A 25,254-nucleotide genomic window follows, 5' to 3' on the forward strand; every position below is an offset into this window, starting at 1 on the left:
ACGTTAAGGGAATGATCCCGAAAAAATCAAAAATAAAAAAATTAATCTTACCAATCGTATTTGGTTTGGTTCTTGGCAGCTTTTTAGTTGGTAGTTCAGTTTTGGCGTTAGAAACCGGTCTTGGATACGGCACATTCTCCGGTTTGGGCACCCAGGATCTGCGGGTATCGGTCATGAATGTCGTTCGAGCGATACTTGGATTTTTGGGAGTGTTAGCCATCGTGATTATTTTCTACGGCGGCTTTATTTGGATGACCGCTGGTGGTAATGCGGACCGGATTGCAACGGCTAAAAAGATTTTAACCAACGCTGTAATTGGGTTAGTCATTATCTTTACTTCGTTTGCCATCACTAGTTTTGTCATTAATCAGCTGATTAATGCGACTGGTGCTGGCGGTGGTGGTATTACTCCGGGTAGTTGTGATGAACCTTCGGATGTTGGTGCAGTGAATGGCTGTTATGTTTGTACCGATTTTGGCAGTAACTACGGTTGGCAGGTTGATTGCAGCATTAACGGTTGTTGTCCGGGTCCTGCGCAATGCGGCGTGGTAAGCATTACACCATCGTCGCCACCAAATCAGCCGATGAACGCGGTGGTGCGAGTTCGGTTTAATCTGCCCACAATTACCGGGGTTGATGAAATCCAGGTTATTGATACGACGACCGGAAATCCGGTGGCCGTTAACCGAACGGTTGTTGGCAACGTGGTTGAGATTAGACCCACCGCTTTTTGCGCCGCGCCACAAGATGCTTTGAATTGTTTTCCGGCAAACACCACCTTTAACATTGCCATGAATTCCGGATCAATTCAGTGCGGCGGTCAGAACTTGGTGTGTGGTGGTTTTCCGGACCCCTGTCAGGGCAGTTTTACCACAGGGGATTTTGTAGACATCGCCGGTCCGACGGTTGAGCTGGTTGATCGCCAGATTTGTCAGGGCACAACTAACGAATTGCGGGCGTTGGTCAATGACGATTATGGTATTGATAACGTTCAATTTTTTGATACAACATACGGTGTTTTGATTAGTACTGATACTAATGTCAGCGTACCACCGGAAGGTTTTGCTACTGGTAATTGGGACACTTCAACATACGCAATCAATGAGTTTGTGACCGTGGAGGCGCGAGCGTCTGATTATGATAGTCATGTTGCGACTGATCAGTTGCAATTTACCATTCGCGCCGGTCATTGCTGTAACGCGGTGCAAGATGGCGATGAAACCGGCTTGAATTGTGGTGGTAATGATTGTGAAGCGTGTAATCCGGTTATTGAGTGGGTGTCGCCGTTAAACGGCGAACAGGGTAACTTGATAACGGTTCATGGCCGTCATTTTGGCGATATCCCCGGAACAGTGACTTTTTTGGGCGCACCAAATGACGGTGGTGCCGATAATCAGGATGGACTCAATCCGGCTTCAATTAACCCTCAGTGCAGTAACTATTGGACCGATACGGAAATTGTCACTGTTGTTCCTGATGCTCAGGACGGACCAATTATGGTCCGGGCGAACAATGGTACGGTTGACACCACTAATGAGTTGCCGGGCAATACGATTGCCGATTTTGATCGTAACGATGTTGAGCGCCCCGGTATTTGTACGGTTGTGCCATCCAGTGGCGAGCCCGGTGATGCGGTTGTGATTCATGGTCTGCGCCTTGATGCTGGCAGTGAAGTATATTTCAGTTCGGTGTTAGCCGGCGGTACCCCGGTTGCTGATGGTTTAATGGTAACTGGCGCCACGGTGCCGAATCTGGATCCGGCTCAGGTTGGTCTGCGGGTTAAAAATCAAACCCAGTTTAGTAACCCTAAAACTTTTTCGGTTGGCGACGCCAACGCTCCCGGCCAATTTCAGTGCAGCAGCGATCAGTTGACGTGTAGTCCGGATCAGTCAAAATGTACGCCGGACAAATTCTGTAATAGTTCTTGTAACTGCGAACCGCGTCAGACCTGTGATACTAACACCGGCACACCCAGTTGTGAACCGAGTCAGGGTTTGTGTGATCCTGGGTGGTTTTGTTATAACCCGTTGCCCGATGGAACCCATCAGCCAGATCCAAACAAGCTTGCTTGTCACTGCTATCAAGCCCAGTTTTGTGACGATCCGACCTTAGCCGCTGATGTTCAAAATCCGGCCTGTCACCCTAATGATGGAGCATGTCCGGATAATTATACCTGTGACCCTAATAGTAATTGTACTTGCCAGCCTGTCAGTTCGATTGGTGACGATTCAGCTTACGGCTGGTTTTTCCAGTCGGGGATTAAGCCGGGATCGTGTAGCAATGAAGCGGGTATTTGTGATCCAAATAGCGCGTTATGTAATAACGGCGAGACATGCAATCCAACGACTTGTAATTGTGAACCAACCACTCAATTTGCTTGTAGTAGTGACCCTAACGTTTGTAGCCCCGATCCTGATTTGTGTGAAACGGGAACTTTTTGTAATCAAACTTGTCAGTGTGAAACTCTGGTTCCTTGTGATGCCGATCCAAACAGTCCCAGTTGCGAACCCAGTGCCTGTCCACAGAGTTATTTCTGTTACAGCGCTTCGGTCGGTGACCCGGGGTATGATGCGAAAAAATTAGATTGTTATTGTTATCCGGGCATTTTGTGCGACGGAGATATTAGCACGCCGGTTTGTGATCCGGATAACGATTTTTGTCCAACCGATTATGAATGTAATCCAAACAGCTGTTTTTGTGAGGCTCAGGTAAAGGTTTCAGACAGTTCGACGTATACATGGTTTTTCAATACGACATCGTTTGGTCCGCGGGTAGTTGAGAGTTGTAACCGATCAAACACTTGTGACATTGACAGCTATTCCAGTCCGTCACCATATAATGTTTCCGGCACCAGAGCGGGTGGTTATACGGTGAGTGGTGCTCGACCTGACGACGGTGCGATTCCGGTTGATTCGATTATTACGGCAATGTTTACTACCGAGATGGTTGAAAATTCCATCAACGAAACATCGGTAATCGTCTTGCGATGTAATGAGGCGAGTCAGCCGTTTAATCCGACTAGTTGTGGTGCCCAGCAAATTATTGACGATAACGGCATAGACGTTCATGGCTGTGATTATCTTGGTGAGGCGGTAACGTGTTTTGATTTTGAACCTTCGGCCTTGCTAACTAAGAATTATTGGTACCAGGTCACGTTAAATACGAGTCAAATTTTTGGCACCAATGGTGTCAATTTAATTGGTAACAGTATTGATAATAATTACCGCTGGGTCTTTAAGACGCGTGACAGTGATGAACTTAGCCGCGTTGCCTGTGTTTATGTTGAACCGACATATCAAACAGCATACAACTTAGGAGCTGAACATGACTGGAATGCCTATGTGTCACCGGAAGATTTTGTGTGTGTTTTGATGAATCCGGATCGATCATGCACTTGGGATTGGACAACTTCCGACGGTCGGGCCACGGTGATTGACCAAAACGGCAATGAAGCAACAACACAAGCCTTGGCAGAAACACTGCCTGATCCGCCGGTTGACGTGATCGCGAGCTGTACCTTTAGTGACGGCCAGAAAGATGGTGAAGGTAAGCTGACAATTGATTTAACCTCGCCATATGTTATTGATAAGTTTCCTGATTGTGGTACGGCGTGTTTGAATGCCAGAATTGGTGCGACGTTCAGTCGGGCGATGGATGCGGTGAGTGTGACTGACGCAATGACTTTGTATATCTGCTATAACAATCCAAATTGTGAGATTGGTCCCGCCAATGAAGTTACGAGCTTTAGTAAGCCAACTGCTCCAGCGCCGGATGAAGCACCAAACACTTTTGTTGGTGACATGCCGTGCTTTGACGTTAATGATGATGGAAAATATGATTATTGTTTGCTGCCCGATACGTATTACCGCGTAGTTATCAACAATACGGCAGTCAGCGCCAATGACAATAAGCCGTTGGCAGGGTTGAATTTTGACGATCCGACGCTTGGTGGTACCGGCGACCTTGATTCGTATTCTTGGATTTTCAAGACCCAGGCTGATGCCGGTCTTTGTCTGCCGGATCGTATTGATGTTTTCCCACAAGACGAAGTAACACCGGTTGATACTACTATTAATTATGCCTCGCGTCCCCGCACTGCCGGCGATGCCTGCGATCCGGAATTCGGCCAGCGGTTAAATCCGTATATTTGGAGCTGGGATTATGATACTAATTTAGTCTCTCGCCAGTTTGATAATCCGTTTTGTAGTGGTTACGAAGTAGCAAACCTTTTGAGTACCGCGCCGCAAAATTATTGTACTGAGCGCTTGCCGGGTAGCTTGCGCCAGTCATGCGGCAATAATGTAATTGAAATTGGCGAATCGTGTGACGATGGTAATCTGGTTAATGGTGATGGCTGTTCGAATTCTTGTTTGCATGAAGGGACAGTGACGCCGACCTGCGGCGATGGCAAAATTGGCGCCGGTGAGGAGTGTGAAACTCCCGGATCAAATTATTGTGGTGCGGACTGTTTGTGGGTTGGTAATACTGATTATGATTTGGAAGTGTGTGGCAATGGCATTGTTGAGCTTTCTGAAATGTGTGAATATCCAAACACTCCTGGGTGTGGGGCAACCTGCTTGTTGAGCGGTACTACTGGGGCAGCGATTTGTGGCAACGGCGTAATTGATCGGGGAGAAGAGTGTGATGAAGCCGAGCGGTTGAATGGTGATGCTCCGTCAAGCGGTGATTATAACGGCGACGGTATCAGTTGTGGCCCGACTTGTTTGATTGAAAATCGTGGTATTGGCGTCTGTCGCTCAGTTGCCACTAACAAGTTTGATTTTACACAAAACGGTGGCAGCTGTAACACTGGATATGTAGCGGTGCCACTTAATACTGCTACTGGCAACAGTAATGTTGGTTCGGTTTGCGGCAACCGGATTACCGAGCTTGGTGAACAGTGTGATCTTGGCGGCCGGTGTAGTGATAATAATAAACCTTGTACAGTTAGTAATCTTTCTAATTGCGCGAATTCGGCGACAGCGACCTGCGAGCCGCGTGATACGTATTGTTTTGACCCAGGCAACGCGACCGATGGTCAAACTTGTCCGACGCCTGGTTCGGCGTGCGGCACTAGCGGTGTGTGTATTGCCAATACTTGTACTGTTGAGTGTTTAAATGCCGGTTATCCGAGCGGATTTTATTCTGACAATATCAGTCCATATCAGATTGCTGCAGCCACCAAAGACGGTGAAACATATATCCAGTCATGGATTGGTGGCTATTCGCCGGTGGATACTGGGCCGATGGGCGAGGGGCATTTGTTGGTTGGTAATGGCGGCGGTAATCAGTTTGTGATCGTTGAACGCTGGCCTGATTGCGGTAGTGCATGTTTGAACGCCGACATTGGCGGACGCTTCAGTAAGTCGGCAGATCCGAATACGGTTAATGATTTGCAGGCAATTGATTTAGGTGCTGACCGAATTTTCCTCTACGAATGTGGCTTAGACTATAGTTGTGCAATTGATAGCCTTGAACCGATTGAGGTGAGTGTTGATTCCTATATTGAAGAATATGTTAATGATGCTTTTCGTATCAACCTGCCGCTTTTCTATAATTTGATTGATCATGACAACAATCCGTCCACGCCAATGGTGAACGCCTTGTTGCCGAATACTAATTATCGTGTCGTGGTTCGTAATACGGTAACCAGCGCCGAAGGCTTGGCTTTGACTGGCTTAAATTTTGACGATCCTTATTACGATTACCAAAATCCCGACACTGGCAGCCGTCTTGATTCTCATTCTTGGGTCTTTAGAACACAAGACACCAGCGAGATTTGCAGTCTGGACAGCGTAAATGTTAATCCGGATGATTATTACTCGGAATCAGATGCCAGTGTGAGGTATAGCTCGGAGCCACGCAGTGAGCCTGACGTATGTGATCCGCGTTACGGCCAGCGGTTAAATCCGTTTTACTACGATTGGAATTGGGATGATGAAGAGGTGACTGGAAATCCGACACCGCCACCGACCTTCTTGAACTCGGCTGAGTTTGCGTTGCCATTACGCGACGGTTGCGGCAATGCGTTGCTGCAATTTGGCGAGGATTGTGATGATGGTAATTTAGATAATGGCGACGGTTGCTCGAGCGTTTGTCTGAACGAAGGAACGACCGCGCCGACTTGTGGTAATAACAAAATTGATCGGGGAGAAGAGTGTGAGCCGCCAAGTACCGGATATTGTGGTGCCAACTGTTTGCTGATTGGTAATGATAATTATACGCCGATTGCTTTGGGCGGTTATCGACTTGATGATGTATGTGGTAATGGCGTGGTTGAGCCAGGTGAGGAGTGTGACGAGGGAACAGAGCCAAACGGCAATGAGGCAGACGGTTGTACGGATTACTGCCGGTATACCGGTTCAGTGCCGGCAGCGCTGTCGATTTGTGGCGACGGCCAGATTGGCCTTGGCGAAGAATGTGATGACGCCGATTTTTCAAACGGTTCTCCGGTTGCTTCCGGCGATGGTTGTAGTGGCACTGATCCAATCGCTGCTTGTACTGGACTGGATCGAACAGCTTGTACGGCATTTCCGGCAGCTAACACCTGTTATTGGACTGGTAGTACCTGTAAAACCAGGCCGTGTTTAGTGGAAAATAGAAACGTTGCGATTTGCCGTTCTGACCGTGCGGGCGAGTTTGATTTTAATCAGAGTCCGGCCGCATGTGAAGATGGTTATGATCCGTATAACCTAACTTCGGTGAGTGGTAATAATAATTTTGAAACTCCAATTTGTGGTAACCGGGTGATTGAAGAAGGTGAAGAGTGTGATTTGGGTGGCCGGTGTAGCGATAATGGTCGCCGCTGTATTCCAACCGATCTTTCTAATTGTGCAAATCCTAAAACAGCCGTCTGTGAATTGGCGCTTGGGATTTGTACTTCAGACGGTACAACCTGTACAGTCATTGGCTCAGCTTGCGGTAGTGGCGGAACCTGTTTTTCTACCGGGTGTAGCGCGGAGTGTTTAAATGCCGGTGCGATTGAAGATTCCTTATTACAAGACACTTTGATTGACCCGTACCAGGTGGTTAACACCCTTTCCGTGCCGACTGTTTTGGCTGAGGTAAATGAAGAAATTAAAGCGTTTGCGACGATTCAGCCAAATGCCGTTGGCGTTGGGTTGCTGCATGTGGTACCCGGTTCACAGGTTGATTTTGCGGTTATTGGTCATCAGCCGGCAATTGGTGCCACTAACCAATGTTTGAACGTTGGTATTTGGGCCTTGTTCTCACGGCCATTGAATACGGAAACGCTTAGCGCCGACAGCATCAGATTGTGTCAGGGAGGCGATTGTAGCTTGGTGAAAAATTATTCATACCGCATTGTTCAGGGTGAATGTGGCGATGACAGTTTCTGTCATTTCCCAGAACACCTGTCAGATGTTGATAGCTTTGGCGTTTGTCATAACGATTTTGATTGTGTTGGCGGCCAGCTGATCGTTCGAAGCCTTAATACTGACACGGGCTTTCTTGACCCAAACCAGGATTACGAAGTAAGAGTTGATCAAAACAATTTGCAAGATATTAACGGCATGACGCTAGCCGAAGCAAATACCTGTAACGGCCAGACTTCGTGTGAGTGGGGCTTTAGTTCCGGCACTGATTTTTGTGAATGTGAATATGTCAGCGTTTCCATCAACCCGACAACTGGTGGCTCGGAAACCGTTAAAGATTTGTTTACTTGTGCCGGTGATGACTGCGGTTCTGGGACCGTCTCGCCGTTTGACGACGACGCCGCAAACGGCAATCCGGCTACTGAGCAAAATTTGGCCGGTAACCAGCATTTATATGATACCGTCTGTTATGACATTCATAATAACGAGGGTGGCCGAATTCCGCTTTTGCCGACTGGGTTACGGTTTGAGTGGGCGGTATTCCCGAATGACGATTTAATTTATCTCACCGATTCAGACGCAACGGACTTTATTAACGATGCTTCGTTTGTCACGCCGAACAATAAGAATGGTGATTCTGATGTCTTTATTACCGCTTATGAATACCATTGCGGTGACGGGCCAAATTTCTGTGATCCACAAAGCGCCGGCGCTTGTGGCGACTGTGGCGGCGATAAGGCAGTTAACCAGACGGTCCGGGTTACCAACTTCATGTGTAATAACCCTTGGCCCGGTGTAGAAGTGTTTGAAGATTCTGATACTAATTGTGATGACGCTAATAATTGTTATGACACTAATTTCACCATGCTGTATTGTCGTGACCAGGGGCAAGAGGGAGTCCATGACGATTTGCCGCCCCTGTATGAAGATCCGTTGGTATTGGGAAATAATCCGGCGTCGCCCGCGATTAAAGATTTTATTTTCACCTTTGCTTCAACCGGTGTTAACCGAACTGTTAATGACCGGACGCCAAGCAATAAAACCTGGACCGGCGGGGTGGGCAGTAATTATCAGTTTACCGTTGCTCAAACCGGGAATTACGCCGTAAAAATTGACGGCTACAACTATCCGACCCCGGGCTGGGGAAACAGTGCCGACTTGTCGAGTCGCGTTCAGCCAAATCCGGCATTGTTTGATTCAAATGTAAATTATAATGGTTTTAATATTGATGTGTATTTGCGGACCGGCACCTGTTCGGCGTCGCCGGCTCAAAAATCCGGTACTGCTGTGTTACTGCCGTATGATGAAACTAACCCCCAAACCGGTTCGGTGTCGCTAGGCCAGTTAACGGCGGGTGAAACCTACTGCATGGAATTTCGCTGGACTAATGATTGGTGTAAATGTAATCCAGAGTGTCTGGCCTCTGGCGGTACGCTTGATGATCAGTGTGACGCCAATTTCCATTTCTTGGGTTGGCAGGTTATTTCGGAGAACACTTCCAACGATGCAATTGGTATTCGAGTTTTGGAAAATCCGCTCCACTTGTCGCCAACAACGTGGTACAGTTCCGGTTTGTGCGGCGGGGTGGCCGAATTTGACAGCCTGTGTTTCAGCGATGCTGATTGTTTGGTGCCAAATGACAACGGGTTGATTGCGTATTATCCGCTTGATGGGGTGGAGGCTGATTACTCCGGAAATGAGTTGGATGGTTTGAAAAACACAAACGCTCCGTACCTGCCAGGCAAGTTTGGTCAGGCGGCGAATTTCTCAAGTGCTGATGAGTGGATTGAGGTTGCCAGTAACAGCAAGTTGCAGGTCTCTGGAGAGTTAACGGTAAGCGCCTGGGTTAATCTTAATGAAGGACTAAGCGGCGCCAACCCTGATGAACGAGGTCTTGGCATTATTGCTTCCGAATATGATTGGAATAGCGGCGGTGGCACTGAAACCGGCTGGACTTTAGGAGATGACTGGGGATGCAGCAATGCCGCCGGCAGTCCTTGTCCACCCGCCGATCAAATTTACTTTTCGGTTTTTGGTTCGGGCGGCTCGGTAGTTCGTGCCTATGCTAATAATTTTGCTCAAAACTATCTAGACCAGTGGGTATTAGTAACTGGTGTGTTTAAGCCTGGGCAGTATGTAAAACTCTATATTAATGGTGAAGAAAAATCGAGTACGGCGACAAATATTTCGTCTATTGTTTATAGCGCTGATACACCGCTACGAATTGGTCACCGAGCTGATAATGATTATCAGGGTAACTGGATTGGCCGAATTGATGATGTCAAAATTTACAATCGGGCGCTAAGCGCTTCGGAAATTGCCGGACTGATGAAGCCAAATGTTTTGGAGTGCGTTTTCAATGTGCCGGCCAGAGGTAACCCGCAGCAAACTATTACTGATAATTATCAGTCGGTCGCTGAAGGCCGTAGCGTGTATGTTGGTGCCACTAATCGTCGGGCCAATGCGTTATGGTCGGATATTTACTTGATGTCCTATAGCCAGGGTGCGTCAAATAATACCATTGAAATTTTCAATCGGTTGCTTGATCCGGAACAGCTGACTGGCCGTTGGAGCTTTAATGCAAACGTTTCAAACCATCGGGTTTGTGATATTTATGGCTACTTTGAAGACACGACTAACATCTGTAGTGGTATTGGCACGTCCAATTTTGATTATTGTTCAACACTAGGAACCCCCGCCGCCTGTAATAATGACGCCGTTACGTATGGCTGTTATTGGGATAGCCAGTTTGAAGTTTGTCTGGGTAAGATGTGTGAAGCAATTTATTGTGAAAATGATTTTGAATGTCCGAACTTAAGTTGTAATGCCAATAAGGAAAAAATTGTTCGCGATGCCGAGCGGTATGGTGACTTGCGTGATTTGCAGCTGGCCTTAAATCGATACGGCCAGACTAAGGGTGGTTATCCGACCCTGGGCGGCGGTACCTACGTTCCAAACACGACGTTCTCGCAATGGCCAAGCTGGCAGCAGACGCTTGGAGCGGACTTGGGCGGGCGGCTATATGTTGATCCGATTAATCGTTTTGTCGGTTGTTCAGATCATTATTGCGATGATAATGAAAGCGGTACTATTGACTCGGGTGAACGAACATTCTGTTTGGTTGGTGATGTTGATGCTTGCAGCAGCCGGCCGTACCTTTGTCTGGCGATTGATCCAGATCAGGAAGTAACTTGCTGGGATGAAATTACCAAGCAGTTCAGCTGCCCGGCTCAAATGTTCTCGTATGCCTATAACGCCATTAACGGCGGTGGTGACTACGCGCTTTATACTTCTTTTGAATATGATCAAATTGGCAGCTGGCGCAGTTTGCCGGGGTATTTCTGTGATACCAATAATAACGGTTCAATTCAAATCGATCAGGAAACAATCCGCTGTACGGTGAATGCCGACTGTACCAGCGGTGCCTGTTTGGCTTCAGCGGAAGCGGATTTATATGAATTGCCATTAACATCAACTGATGTTGAGTGTCGTGAATTAAACTTTACTTTGGATGCGGCAACAATTAGCGGGGGAGTGAGTCCGGCTGAGTGCGCTGCCCGACGCTGTTATGGCGGTACTAATGATCCGGAAAACGATGAGTGTAATAGCGGAGAGGTAACTGAATGTCCGGATTCCGGTCCTGGTACGTATTGTACGGGCGACGCTGATTATGATGGCATTTGTGATGTGGATGTCGGAACCGATAACTGTAATCCGTTCCTGGATTGTAAAGCTAACCCTCGTGATTGTTATAATCCTGATCAGCGCGATAGCGGAGGTATCCCCGGAAAAGGAGACGTTTGCGACGCGACGTGCGGTGCCGACACCGACTCTGATGGTGTTTGCGACAGTTCGGATACTTGCCGCAACGTGTATAATCCGGCCAATGCCAGCTGTCTGGATGGCCATAGCAATCGAACCAATGGTCAGTGTGATTATGACCTGGACAACATCGGCGACGCGTGTGACCCGTGTACTGATTTAGACCGTGATGGTTTTTGGGACAAAAATACTCCCGCCAACACCTGTTTGGCCGACAACTGTGCGGTAGGTCTGACCGTTTCAAATGATCGTTTTGGTTATTGCAGTGGTGATTTATCTATTCAGTGTAGTCCGGGCGCGGCCGGCAATACCATTTGTGCGGGCGCTGGAGCCGGTAGTTGTGTCCAACAGACTGGTAGTCTGGCTACTTATAATCCGTACCAGGAAGATTATGACGGAGACGGCGTGGGATATATTTGTGATTTTTGTATTGATTTTGACGGCGATAGTCATGGTGATTATCCGTTTTATACCAGTTCAATGTTCGTGACAACCTTAACTCCTAACCAGCAGCAACATTTTAGTAGTTGTACTTCCGGCACGGCTTGGCCGGGCAACCCGGGAAATATTAATGACATTGACAACTGTCCGGGCGGACCGTTTGGTGCTGAATGTACAGATGAGTTCGGCATTGAAGTTTCTTGTTATAACCCCAGCGGCACGGCTTGGGAAGACCTGAATGGCACAAGCCACACCGGACAAAAAGATTTTAACCTAGATGGTATTGGTGACATTTGTGATGAATTTCGTGTTGGACTGGTTAATTGTGGCGACGGTATTACCGACCCGGGAGGCGGGGAAGCGTGTGACTGTGGTAAGTATGCCCTAACTTCCGATCCCTCAAGCCCGATTGTCTGCAGTACGATTAACGACCAACCCTGCAATCCCGGATATGATTCCAATGTTGGCAATGGTTTGAATAATTGTAATTGGTGTTACCGCTGTCAGGAAGTAAAGAATGAAGAGGCGGGATATTGTGGTGATGATATCGTTCAGGCGCCTCAGGAAAACTGTGAACGTGGCAACGCTGGTTGTGATAATTCCTGCCAAAATTTTGAGCCGGCGGAATATTGTGACGCCAATGGGTATGATTCGGAAGTTATTCATTTTAATTCGCCCACCGGCCAAACTTCTCATAATTTCTTAAATACCACTCCGGTTTACTTTTATATTCCGGAATGTAGTATCACTAACAGCACAGAGGTTAGTTTTGATATTGATATTACCGGCTCATTGCCGGATACGGGTATTGTTTTTGTAACAGATGTTTCCGGCAGTATGGCCGGCACCCGAATTACTGACGCCAAGGCAGCAATAATTAATACTATTAATGATTTTGCTGCTACCGCCTTTGCCGGTAAAATTCATATTGGTTTGGTGAGCTATTCCACTGATAAAAGCCTTGATTCACCATTGGTGAAGGTTGATAACCCCACTAATGTCCAAAACTTGATCGCTAAAGTCAACGCATATGATGCCGTTGGCGGTACTGAACCGGATAAAGCAGTTCAGGAAGCAACTACAATGTTAGGCAGTTTTACCGGTAATCGTATTATGATTTTTATGACGGACGGTGATTCTCATTATACTTATGGTAATTATGGTCCAGGTGAACCAGTCTGTTATGGCAGCCTTGATCACGGTAGTAACTGTCACGTAGTGCCAGTCTGTGAACATACGTGTGCGTATACTTGTAATGGCTCTGCTTGCCAGGAGTGCACAGCGACAAATATTTGGGGAGCCTGTACTACTTGGACAAATCGTTCGGGAACCTGCTGTCCTGATTGTCCCGGTAGTGTAGCGTATGAATTTACCTGTTCAGCCGCAAGTGTTTGTACTGGCTGTATTGCGAGCTCATCTAGTTTTACAAATGATTCTGATATTGCCAAGGGCGCACCTTATAATATTGTTATTTATGGCGCGGCTTTTACGGGAGGCACTCAGACCGCTAACCCCACAGAAGTGAATTTAACTTCTTCTAACTGTCTTGGTGGTTCATGCAGTTCGAATTTCTGTAATAGTGGGTATTGTTTTGGTGAAGGTGGTTTAACTTTTGAAGATATTTATGGTGCAATTTATGATCAGATTGTTGAGGAGTTGGGGTATAGTTTTTCCGTTCTGGTTGATGGTGTTATGACAACTCCGATTGATTTGCCATATCAATCGCCCACGGGCGGTAGCTATCCGAATCAAACTATTGATTTACCAAGTAACATTTGTACCAGCGGCACGGTTAATCCGTCTTATCCTGATTTTGGCCAACACACCTTGCAATTGGTTGGGCTGCCAAGCGGCATTCAAGCCAGTTTTAGCGGCGCGGCGGTGAATTATTGTACGACGTGTGATGAAGATAATGACGGCGTGATGGACGCGTCTTGCGGCGGCGCTGACTGTAATCCGGCGAACGCTAATATTCCGGTTGCGGAGTTAATTGCCGCCGGTAACTGTACTGACAATATTGATAATGACTGTGATGGCACTAAAGACGGAGCGGATATCGGGTGTGTTGATCCCGGAGGTGGGGGAACAATCCAAGAAGGAATTGGCAACTGTGCTGACGGCATTGATAATGATGTTGATTCCCGAACTGACTGCGCTGATCCTGAATGTGTCGGAAAGCCCGGCCCTAACGGTGTGACTTGTTGCCAGGTGGGAACTGATTGTTCAACTTACGGCACGGGGCAATGTAACGCCTGTTCTAACAATGTTTGTGTTGCGGTAACGGCCATTAATGGCAGTAATTGCGAAGGTACTTGCAGTTTTTGTAGCAATGGTACTTGTGTTAATCGCGAAACAGGTGACGGTCGCGAATGTCCGGCCGGTTGGGCCTGTACTGGTCCGGCGGCAACAGCATACTGCTCGCCAAATGTTTCAGCTGAAAATTGCAGCCAAGCCGGCGATGAAGACGGTGATGGTTTGGCCGATTGTGCGGACGTTGACGATTGTGACGGCCATACTGCGCCGGATGGCGGCATTTGTTGTACTGATAGTTTTGACTGTGGTGGTACGTGTCAGACTTGTTCGCCCACTGCTAAGCGGTGTGTACCTTATACCGGATTAAACGGTGGTCTGTGTTCTGGCGCCTGTACATATTGTAGTAACGGCAGCTGCGTTGCCCGAACTAATGGCGACGGGCTTGAATGTCCGGTTGGTACTGTTTGTTCTGGTATGAGTTGTGTTGATCCGGGCGCTTCCAATGATTGTACGGTGCCATCCTCAAAAGTTTGCCCATTCCAGCAGGGTGTTTGTAGTGGTTCGCGGGAAAATTGTGTGGCGCCGGGTGTCTGGCCGGGCTGTGATTATCAAACATATGTAAACCATGCCGCCTCAACCGGCAAAACATATGAGGCTGGATTTGAATCACTTTGTACGGACGGTCAGGATAATGATTGTGACGGGCAGACTGACAGTGCCGATTCTGATTGTGGCGCGGTTTGTAACGATAATGGCACTTGCGACGGAGCGGAGAACTGTTCTAACTGTCCGGATGAATGTGCTTGTCTGCCGGGACAGTTGTGCTGTGGCGCGGCGACGTATAGCTGCGAAGTTCCGGATTGTAATGCTAATATTGATTGTAACGACAGCAACGCATCAACAATTGATGTCTGCCAGGGTGCGGCGACTTGTAATGCAACTTGTATTCATACGCCGATTACGGCTTGTAGTAATGGGGACGGGTACTGTCCGGCCGGTTGTACGGCGTCTAATGATACTGACTGTGCTCCGGTCGCCGCATGTCAGGATACGGATGGCGGCAGCACGGTGTATACCACCCAGGGAACGGTTAGTGACGGCGTTGGCGGTGCCGTATTTGCGCCAAGAACTGATTCGTGTTCCGGCAATGTTTTAACGGAATATGGCTGTAACGGTGCCAACTTTACTTCATCAACCTATAATTGTGCCAGCGTTGCAAATACTATTTGTAGCAATGGTGCCTGTGTTTTACAGGCGGGAGTTAATAGCTGCAGCGACTCTGACGGCGGCGCTAACTATACGACGATTGGCACGGTTTCCGGACAAGTTGATAGTGCAAACTATACTCATACTGATCAATGTGCCAGCGGCACCACTTTAACTGAATGGACTTGCAGTGGCACTCAGGCCGTTTCTTCGTCGCCAGCTTTTGACTGTACGACGCTTGGTGCCGGCTATACCTGTAGCAACGGCCGTTGTATTGCTCCGCCGCCAGTTTTTGTAAATTACTATTGTAATACCGACGGTGACAGCGCGGTCAGCAGTTCGGTAACGATTAACTGCCAGCAGGGCACTGTTAATTGTCCGCCGGCCGGTCAGGGCTGTGTGACCGCACCAGGCACTGATTGTAATGATTCTAATTCTCAAATCTATCCAGGCGCCCCGGAGACTGCCTGCAATGGTGTTAATAATGACTGTGACGCTCAAACCGATGAAGATTATGCTGTTATTTCCGGTCCAACGTGTGGTGTTGGCGCCTGCCAGACCACTGGCCAGCTCGTTTGCCAGAGCGGTACGATTACGGATACTTGTACGCCCTTGCCGCCTTCAACTGAAGTGTGCGGTGACAGCGTCGACAACGATTGTAACGGAATCGTTGATAATGGTTGTATAAACGAGTGCACTCCGGGAGAACAAATTTCGTGCGGCGCTTTGGATCCAGTAAACTACAAGGGCGTTTGCGCTGCTCCAACAATTACCTGTAACGCTTTAGGCGCCTGGCCGCGAACTGAATGTACGGCCCAAAAGAAAACCAGTGAAGTCGGTTTTTGTACGGATAATTTAGATAATGATTGTGATGGTTTTGCTGACTGTCAGGAAACCACTGATTGTCCGGCGGGTAACGTTTGTTCCGGCAACTGTTTAGCTGGTGCGACGTGTAATGTTAGCGCCGGACCGACACAGTTTGACTGGATTTGTAATGCTCAGCCAGCGGCTTTTTGCGGCGGCACTGGCACGGCGTGCGGCTTGTGTGTTGAGGTTTCAGCTGGTAATTTCCAGTGCCAATCAAACGCTTCGGCCTGTAGTGGCGGTGCTGGGTATTGTGGTGTCTGTCAAGATCAGGGTGGCGGCGTGAATTTCAGCTGTGCACCAAACAATAATGCCTGTACGGCAGTTTGTACAACTTGTAGCAGCTCAACATTGTCGTGTGTTACTGTGGTGAATAATCAAGATACTGACGGCGCAAACCAGTGTCATGATACGGTTGGCTGCTCCGGTACGTCGTGCTCATGTAGCGTTGCCGGCGTTTGCCAAAACTGTGAAGATAATGATCATGACGGTTTATGTAATGAAATTGATGTTTGTCCGTATGATCCGGATAATGACTTGGACAATGACGGTCTGTGTGCAGTTGGTTGTTTTAGTGGCCCGTCTCGTTTTGGCTCGCTAACCAACGGGTATATTTGTGATGCGGCCGCGTCCAATGTGTTACGCGACACTTGCCAGGGCGGCAGCAATCAGGACAGTGGCGGCTTGGGTGGCGTGCCGGACGACTGTGAGATCAATAGCTGCAAGGTGGTATTTGGCGCTCAAGACTACCTAAATATTTATATCAATGGTAAACTGGTTACTGGTAATTTATCTTTGCCGCAATATGTAAGCGGCAACCCGCCGGCGGATGTGATTGACAACGTGTTTGTCAGCCTTGATGATTATATTGCGTCCGGTGAAAACGTTATTGCAATTGAAGCTTACGTCGAAAAAGCCCGCGGTTCATATCCAGATTACGCTCAGGCATATCGTCAGATTAGGGGAGCGTTTGCCAAGGTGACTGATCCGAGCTGTACTACCACCGGCTGTGGTTTATGTGATGCGTCCAGTTTAAGCGGCACGGCTTTAAGGACCGATCCGGTTTCCGGCAGTACGAATACTCCGGATATGCCGCTGAAATGTTTAGTGGTAAATGATACTACTAGTCCGGCGCCGACAAACTGGAACAAGGTTGGTTTTAGCGAATCCGGCTGGTCTGATAGCGCAAACGGTTCAGCGCAAATTACTAATCCGTTCCAAGAAATTGAAGAGCGGCTCTGGAGTTCAGCCTACTATAGCAGCGTAACCAGTCCGCGCTACAACAGTCCGAAAGCGGTTTGGGCGGGCGGTAATTATACTTCAACTAGCAAGATTTACTGTCGCTATACTTTCATTAAATAATTAATCAAGTAAAAACGTATGTTTGATGATAAACCAAACAAGCCAAATCCAATGGCGCCTACCAATTTGCCGACTGCTCCCCAAAAATTAAGCCGGGAGCCGGAAGACATCTTAGATACTATTGATGAGGCTCCGGCCGCCGCGGCTCCAGTTTCCCGGCCTCAGCCGACTATTCCGGCGATGCCAGTGCCACCAGCAATGCCAAAGGCGGAAAGGGCAACTACCAAAGAGCCGTTTGCTTTTCATTATAAAAAGTTTGTTGTAGTTATTCTCGGCATATTATTGTTGGCGGGCTTGGCGTGGGGTGGCTGGTATGCGTATACGACGTTTTTAAGGCCTGATAAAACTGCAACCAATACCAATCAGCCGACGACCACTAATCAGAATAACGCTAATACCAATCAGCCGAATGGTAATGCCGGCGCTGCAAACGTCAATCAACCCGGCAATGTTAATGTCGGTGGCGAAGGAACACCGGTAGATCCAAAGCCAGTTGACTCCGACAGCGATGGTCTTGATGATGAAGAGGAAAAACTATATGGGACCAATCCGGACCGAGTTGATACGGATCTTGACGGTTTAACTGATCGTGATGAGGTAAAAGTTTTTAAAACTGACCCGAATAATCCAGATAGCGATGGGGACACCTTCTTGGACGGTAATGAAGTTCGCGCCGGCTACGACCCGAAAGGGGACGGCAAACTCTTGGAAATAAATAATTAATTAATATCTTGAGCGAAAAAATAATCAAGCTATGTTTAAGTTAGGGAAAAATAAAGTCAGTGAATCAAAAACAGATACGGCGTTAACGTCCGGCGGGTCTGAAAGTGTTCATGTGATGCCGAGAAAATTTTATGTTGCACCTAAAAAGGGCAATAACGGTCTAGTTATTATTATCGTTGTGGGAGTGCTGGTGGTTGGCGGCCTGGCGGCGGCGGCGATTTTTCTTAACTTAAGCCTTGGCAAAAATCAGGCCAGCAATCAAAATAGTAATACAAACACTTCAGCGTCGGTTACTACAAATACGGGCAATACTAACGTGAATATTAATAGCAACGTGAACGCTAATATTGGTATGCCTGCAACGACTACGATTGATGTGCCGACGACAACCGATCCGGCAGTTAATATTAATGTGAATACCAATACATCAATTGATGATCCGGATATCAAAGATGTAGAAGTAAAGCCCTTACCTTCAGCGCCTGATTCTGACAACGATGGTCTAACGCTTGAGGAAGAAAATTTATACGGCACCGACCCGTCGTTACTAGATTCTGACAATGATGGCTTTTCCGACGGCTCGGAGCTTTTGAACGGGTATGACCCGACGCATGTCGGCCAGACGCTTGAGGCCTCAGGAGTTTTTACCAAGCACACTGGCGCTGGGTATTCAATTAGTTACCCGACCGGCTGGCAAGTGAGGCCGCAAAGTGACAATAGCGAAACATTGTTTATTTCAAGTACGGGCGAATTTGTCGCTGTTATCATCATGGAAAATCCGGACAAGCTTCCTTTGGCAGAGTGGTATGCTAAGCAGTACCCGGATATTGATATTACCAATGCTGTTTCGGTCCGCTTAAATAGTTTTTCTGGATACCGCCATCCTGATAATCGGATTTATTTCCTGACCAAATCCGGCGACATTAGCAAGATTTTTATGGTTAATTATAATGTTGGCAATTTCCGGCTGACTAATTTTGCCACCACGTTCAATTTGATGGTTAAGAGCCTTAATTAACAGGAGTTGTTTTTATGGTACGGTTTGAAGTCAACCAACAAGCAGGAAAAAAGATTACAGCAAGCGTCTGGCGTAGTTACTTAAAGCCAATTGAGGCGGCTTTGAAGCTCAAAAAACCGTTAGAGATTTCAATTGGTATTGTCGGGGATGCAGCAATTAAGAAACTTAATAAGATATACCGTCATAAAGACAAGGTTACTGATGTGTTGAGTTTTGGCGAAACCAATCAGCTCGCCGGCGGTAATAAAAACTATCTGGGCGAAATCATTATTTGTTACCCTCAGGCAGTGCGTCAGGCGAAGAAAGCCGGGCATCCGCTTAATCGGGAATTACAGCTTTTATTCACGCACGGTTTTTTGCACTTGTTAGGGTATGACCATGAAAAAGACAGTGACGCTGAGGTGATGGAGGGCTTAGAAGAAAAAATTTTGGGGTTTAGGCGTTAAAGGTTGTTGGAAATAGGGTTTTATGGTAAAATATTTTTATAATTTTTCATTGTTAAAATTGTATTTAAAGGGAAAAATATGGCTGAACAAGAAATAATTGCCGGGCTCGATATTGGTTCAAGTGCAGTTCGCTTAGCAATTGGTCAAATCTCCGCCAAAGGGGAACAAATCCACATTATTGGCTCTGCCGAAGTGCCCGCTGAGGGCATTAGCAAAGGAGTCATTTCCAGCATTGAAGACGCTGTTTCTTCAATTTCAGCTTGTTTAGAAAAGGCGGAACGCATGATTGGCGTGCCGGTGCAAAGAGCCTGGGTGGGCATTTCTGGCAGTCATATTATTTCTCAGGAAAGTCAGGGTGTGGTTGCAGTTGCGCGTAGTGATGGTGAGATTTCCGAAGATGATATTGAGCGTTCAATTGAAGCGGCTCGAACCGTAGCAACGCCGCCAAACTATGAAATTTTGCATGTCATTCCCAAAAGTTTTACGGTTGACGGCCAGTCGGGGATTAAAGACCCGCTTGGTATGACCGGTGTTCGAATTGAGGTTGAAACGCAAATCATTCAGGGCTTAACGGCTCAAATAAAAAATTTAACAAAGGCGGTATATCGCACCGGTGTTAACATTGAGGACCTGGTGCTTTCTATTTTGGCAACATCTGAAGCGGTGTTAACTAATCGACAAAAAGAGCTGGGAGTAGCGGTTATTAATATCGGCGGTTCTACTACGTCGTTGGCGGTTTTTGAAGAAGGCGACATTTTACACACAACTATTCTGCCGGTTGGTTCCGACCATATTACCTCTGACATTGCCATTGGTTTAAGAATTTCCATTGATACGGCAGAAAAGATCAAATTGGAATATGGTTCGGCATTGTCGGAAGGAATTGGCAAGCGAGACGAAATTGATATCGGTGAATTGGAAGGTAAAGAGGCAAATTTTGTTTCCCGAAAATACATTGGTGAAATCACCGAAGCGCGCGTTGAAGAAATTTTTGATAAGGTTGACGCTGAGTTGAAGAAGATTGATAAAAGTGGTAAACTACCGGCAGGCGTCGTGATAACTGGCGGCGGTGCCAAGCTTCATGATTTGGTTGAAGCGGCAAAAAAACGTTTACGCTTGCCCGCGGTGATTGGTACGCCAACTAACATTACTAGCGCCATTGATAAAGTTAATGATCCGAGTTTTTCTACAGCAATCGGTTTAGTGATTTGGGGCAGTCAGCTTGCAAGCCAGCGCTCGCAAGGAGGTTTTGGTAAGTTGATGAATTATTTGCCGAATCTCAAGGGCGTTTCCAGTCAAGCTAAGAAATGGTTTAAAAAAATAATTCCTTAAGGTATGGCTGAAATCAAGCCGGAAATTGAAACATTTGCAAAAATTAAAGTTATCGGTGTTGGCGGTTCGGGTGGCGCAGCCATCAATCGCATGGTCGCCTCTAAAATTCGTGGAGTCGATTTTTTGGCGATTAATACCGATGTTCAGGCTTTGCATCATTCTCAAGCCAAAACTAAATTGCATATTGGTAAATTAACCACCCGCGGTCTGGGTGCTGGGATGGATCCTGATATTGGTGAGAAGGCGGCTGAAGAAAGCCAGAATGATATTCGTGAGTTGATAAAAGATGCTGATATGGTGTTTGTCACTTGTGGTTTGGGTGGTGGTACCGGAACCGGTGCCGCACCGGTTGTTGCCAGCATGGCTAAAGATGCCGGTGCATTGACCGTAGCCGTTGTTACCAGGCCGTTTTCGTTTGAAGGCGCTCAGCGTGCTCAAATTGCTCAGCAGGGATACGACAGTCTAAAAAATAAAGTTGACGCTATTGTCACGATTCCTAACGATCGACTGTTGCAAATTATTGATAAAAAAACCTCCTTACTCGACGCTTTTAAAATTTGTGACGAAGTGTTGCAGCAGGGCGTGCAGGGGATTGCAGAATTAATTACCATACCTGGTTTAATCAACGTTGACTTTGCGGACGTCAAAACCATCATGAAAGACACCGGTTCAGCATTAATGGGCATTGGTCAGGGTACCGGCGAGAATCGGGCCGTGGAAGCGGCTAAATCAGCTATTTCTAGCCCATTACTTGAGCTATCTATTGATGGTGCTAAAGGCATATTGTTTACCGTGGTAGGCGGACCAGACTTGGGTATGCATGAAGTCAATGAAGCCGCTAAAGTTATCACTCAGTCAGCCGATCCAAATGCTAAGGTCATTTTTGGCGCGGTTATTGATGACTCTATGAAAGATGAGGTTAAGGTTACCGTTGTGGCTACTGGTTTTTCCGACCGTGAGATTAGGGCGGCAAGTGAAAAATCGTTTGCTTCTAAGGAGAGTAATTACACGCCAAGCACTTTTGTTGAATCAAAGAATAAGGTTGAAGAAAAAACCGCTTCGGCTGTCAGGCGCATTTCAACCAAAATCCCGACAAAAAGAACAATTCCGTCCCAACCGGATATCATTGCTGAAGATGATGAGCTTGAAATCCCCGCATTTATTCGAAAAAAGATGAGGTAAAGTAGTCTTTACAAGTTATCCTCATAGACAACAAAAAAAAATAGGACTAAAATAAACAGTACCCCCAAAAAAATTTAAAACCAAAATAAAACAGGCTTCGGGAGGTTTAAAATTTTAACTACATAAGGCAAAAAATGTCTTATTTTTTATCGCTCAAAATATGATATTTGGTGTTGGAGAATCAAAACTAAAGCTTACCAAGAATGCTTTAAAGGTCTTGGAAAGCCGATATTTATTGAAAGATAATGACGGCAACGTAATTGAAAAGCCGATTGAAATGTTTAGGCGCGTTGCCGGTTTTATTGTAAAAGCGGAAGATAAGTATGGCTTGACCCAGGAAGAAAAAGATGACCTGGCTAAGGCTTTCCTGGAAGTGATGGTTGATTTTGAATTTTTGCCAAACAGTCCAACCTTTACCGGCGCTGGTACGCCTTTAGGGCAGTTGTCAGCCTGCTTTGTGCTGCCGGTGGGAGACTCTATGGAAGAAATTTTTGAAGCGATCAAAAATACCGCTTTAATCCACAAATCCGGTGGCGGAACTGGTTTTTCATTTTCTCGTATTCGGCCGGCCAAAGATCCGGTGAAGTCCACTAGCGGTTTGGCATCGGGTCCAATTTCTTTTATGACCGTTTTTGATGCTGCGACCGATACGGTGAAACAGGGTGGCACTCGTCGTGGAGCTAATATGGGCATTCTGCGGGTGGATCATCCGGATATTATGGAATTTATTGTCGCTAAGGAAGATAACAATCGACTAAACAATTTTAATATTTCAGTGGCAATCACCGACAAGTTTATGGATGCGCTTGATAAGGGTGAAGAATATGATTTGCTCAACCCCCGTGACGGCAGGGCAATCGGTAAGTTAAACGCCAAAGAAGTGTGGGACAAAATTATTGATCACGCCTGGAAAAACGGGGACCCTGGTGTTATTTTTATTGATAAAATCAACAAACATAATCCTACGCCTCATGTTGGTAAAATTGAAAGCACCAATCCGTGTGGAGAACAGCCGCTGTTACCCTATGAATCTTGTAATTTAGGTTCAATTAACTTGGCCAAATTCGTTAAAGAAGGTGAAATTGATTATCAGCGCTTAGCTTTTGTTGTACAAACAGCAGTCAGGTTTTTAGATGATGTGATTGATATGAATAAGTATCCAATCCCGCAGATTTCTCAAATGACCAGAGCTAATCGTAAGATTGGTTTAGGGGTAATGGGTTGGGCTGACATGTTGGTTGATTTAGGTATTTCCTATAATTCAAACGAGGCGATTGATTTGGCTGAAAAAGTAATGAAATTTATCAAAAACACAGCCGATCAGGCGTCGGTTGTTTTAGCTAAAGAAAAAGGAGTATTTCCTAATTTTGAAGGCAGTATTTATGACACGCCAGATAGCACCGGAATTAGAAATGCCACCAGAACCACTATCGCGCCAACCGGCACTATCAGTATTATTGCTAACTGTTCTTCCGGGATTGAGCCGCTATTTGCTTTGGCATATGTTAGAAAATCGCGCATCGGTAAGAAAGGCGATGACTGGGTTGAGTTAGTAGAGGTTAATCCTTATTTTGAAGCAGTTGCTAAAGAACGGGGATTTTATTCCAAAGAACTAATGGAAAAAATTTCTCAAGTTGGCTCGATCCAGCACCTTGATGAAGTGCCAGACGATGTGAAACGAGTATTTGTCACCTCTCACGACATTACGCCGGAATGGCATATTCGAATGCAGACTGCTTTTCAAAAATATGTTGATAATGCCGTTTCTAAAACCATCAACTTTCCTAACGCCGCTACTCGTGATGATGTCGCCAAAGCGTATTTATTGGCGTACGAGAATGATTGCAAAGGAGTAACTATTTATCGGGATGGCAGTCGAGATGTTCAAGTTTTAACAACCGGTCAATCGCACAAAAAGGAAGAGGCTCCAAAGGAAACCACTACTCCTGCTGCGCCGTTTTATAAGCGCAAGCGCCCGATGATGATGCGCGGCACAACTTATAAAGTAAAAACGTCGTATGGTGATTTGTATATCACCATTAATGACGACGAACAGGGTAATCCCTTCGAAGTGTTTGCTACTATTGGTAAGGCTGGCGGATTTTTTTCAGCCAAGTCAGAAGCAATTTGTCGTTTAGTTTCCTTGGCGTTACGCGCCGGCATTCCGGCCCAGGAAGTAGTCAGTCAAATTAAAGGTATTCGTGGTCCGATGCCGTCTTGGGGTGAAGGGGGAATGATTTTGTCGCTTCCTGACGCTATTGCTCAGATTATTGAAAAACATCTCAGTCAAAATCAGCAGCGGCTGGAATTAGAATTTCATAATGGCAAAGTGACCAAAGAACAGTTATCTAAAACCCCGGCCTCCTATGATCCGGCTTCATCTTTGCCGGTAGATAGCGCCAAGCCTTCCAATGGCAACGGTAATCGGGAAATTGCCGATTTTGGTACCGCGCCAGAATGTCCTGATTGTGGCAATATTTTGGAAATCGCCGAAGGTTGTTTGAAGTGTCGATCCTGTGGCTTTTCCCGCTGCGGGTAAAACTAAACATGTTGAAGGGTGCTATGAAAAGTGATTTAGGTAAAGTTCATGTGTATACCGGCGACGGTAAGGGCAAAACTACTGCATCGCTTGGTCTTGCTTTACGCGCCATCGGTGCTGGCTATCAGGTTTATATTGTTCAATTTTTAAAAGGCCAAGACTATAGCGAATTAACCAGTCTAAAACCGCTTAAAGAAATTACCTTAAAGCGTTTCGGCCAAAAAAGTTTTATTATCAAAAAGGCTAAGCCGACTGACATCGCTTTGGCAAAGCAGGGGTTGGCATGGGCGCGCCGGGTGATAAAAAGTAAAAAATTTGACGTGGTAATTCTGGATGAGATATTTTTGGCGGTTTTTTTCAAAATGTTGAAAGTGTCCGATCTAGTTTCGTTGATTAAAATCAAACCAAAAAATGTTGAGTTGATTTTGACCGGCCGCCGCGCACCGGCGGCGGTAGTAGCTTTAGCTGATTATGTTACTGAAATGAAAGAGGTAAAACACCCTTATAAAAAAGGGGTAGTGGCCCGACGAGGCATTGAAAACTAGGTTATCCACCGTCGTGATTCTTGACAGGCTCACTGGTAGTTCTAAAATTTAATTACTTAAAAATTTGGTTGCATCTTAATTTTCCGAAGTAAGGTTACATTCCTTCGCTGACCCGCAACTGTGAAGTCTTTTTTCACCCCCTAGGTGGAAAAAGAATAAGCCAGGTCGAGAAAATAAGAGCTTAATT

8 protein-coding genes are annotated in these 25,254 nt (G+C 46.5%); all 8 read left to right on the forward strand.

Features of this window, described 5'->3' with window-relative positions:
• Window positions 1-11 precede the first annotated feature (11 nt).
• Entirely contained in the window at window positions 12-17,282 is a 17,271-nt protein-coding gene (locus HUU49_03860) for a VWA domain-containing protein (protein ID NUM25725.1), read from the forward strand.
• Window positions 17,283-17,300: 18 nt separating this feature from the next.
• Window positions 17,301-18,005, forward strand: a complete 705-nt coding sequence (locus HUU49_03865) for a hypothetical protein (GenBank protein ID NUM25726.1) — start codon at window positions 17,301-17,303, stop codon at window positions 18,003-18,005.
• Window positions 18,006-18,036: 31 nt separating this feature from the next.
• Window positions 18,037-19,023 (forward strand): hypothetical protein, encoded by a 987-nt coding sequence (locus tag HUU49_03870; protein NUM25727.1) that lies wholly within the window; start codon window positions 18,037-18,039, stop codon window positions 19,021-19,023.
• Window positions 19,024-19,037: 14 nt separating this feature from the next.
• Window positions 19,038-19,469 carry an rRNA maturation RNase YbeY gene (gene ybeY, locus HUU49_03875; protein NUM25728.1) on the forward strand — a complete coding sequence of 144 codons (432 nt, stop codon included), beginning with the start codon at window positions 19,038-19,040 and terminating at the stop codon, window positions 19,467-19,469.
• A 78-nt stretch (window positions 19,470-19,547) separates the two neighbouring features.
• A complete protein-coding gene (gene ftsA / locus HUU49_03880; protein NUM25729.1) occupies window positions 19,548-20,801 on the forward strand; it encodes a cell division protein FtsA in 1,254 nt (417 codons plus the stop codon).
• 3 nt (window positions 20,802-20,804) lie between these two features.
• Window positions 20,805-21,983 carry a cell division protein FtsZ gene (ftsZ, locus tag HUU49_03885; GenBank protein ID NUM25730.1) on the forward strand — a complete coding sequence of 393 codons (1,179 nt, stop codon included), beginning with the start codon at window positions 20,805-20,807 and terminating at the stop codon, window positions 21,981-21,983.
• A gap of 160 nt (window positions 21,984-22,143) precedes the next feature.
• A complete protein-coding gene (locus HUU49_03890; protein ID NUM25731.1) occupies window positions 22,144-24,522 on the forward strand; it encodes a vitamin B12-dependent ribonucleotide reductase in 2,379 nt (792 codons plus the stop codon).
• A 23-nt stretch (window positions 24,523-24,545) separates the two neighbouring features.
• Window positions 24,546-25,067 carry a cob(I)yrinic acid a,c-diamide adenosyltransferase gene (gene cobO, locus HUU49_03895; protein ID NUM25732.1) on the forward strand — a complete coding sequence of 174 codons (522 nt, stop codon included), beginning with the start codon at window positions 24,546-24,548 and terminating at the stop codon, window positions 25,065-25,067.
• Window positions 25,068-25,254 lie beyond the last annotated feature (187 nt).

Source organism: Candidatus Buchananbacteria bacterium (assembly GCA_013359225.1).
Lineage (GTDB): Bacteria > Patescibacteriota > Patescibacteriia > Buchananbacterales > UBA6539 > JABWCG01.

Excerpts from the sequence above, each read along its gene's own strand:
- HUU49_03860 (NUM25725.1), top strand. The coding sequence starts at position 12 with ATGATCCCGAAAAAATCAAAAATAAAAAAATTAATCTTACCAATCGTA.
- HUU49_03865 (NUM25726.1), top strand. The coding sequence starts at position 17,301 with ATGTTTGATGATAAACCAAACAAGCCAAATCCAATGGCGCCTACCAAT.
- HUU49_03870 (NUM25727.1), top strand. The coding sequence starts at position 18,037 with ATGTTTAAGTTAGGGAAAAATAAAGTCAGTGAATCAAAAACAGATACG.
- ybeY (NUM25728.1), top strand. The coding sequence starts at position 19,038 with ATGGTACGGTTTGAAGTCAACCAACAAGCAGGAAAAAAGATTACAGCA.
- ftsA (NUM25729.1), top strand. The coding sequence starts at position 19,548 with ATGGCTGAACAAGAAATAATTGCCGGGCTCGATATTGGTTCAAGTGCA.
- ftsZ (NUM25730.1), top strand. The coding sequence starts at position 20,805 with ATGGCTGAAATCAAGCCGGAAATTGAAACATTTGCAAAAATTAAAGTT.
- HUU49_03890 (NUM25731.1), top strand. The coding sequence starts at position 22,144 with ATGATATTTGGTGTTGGAGAATCAAAACTAAAGCTTACCAAGAATGCT.
- cobO (NUM25732.1), top strand. The coding sequence starts at position 24,546 with ATGAAAAGTGATTTAGGTAAAGTTCATGTGTATACCGGCGACGGTAAG.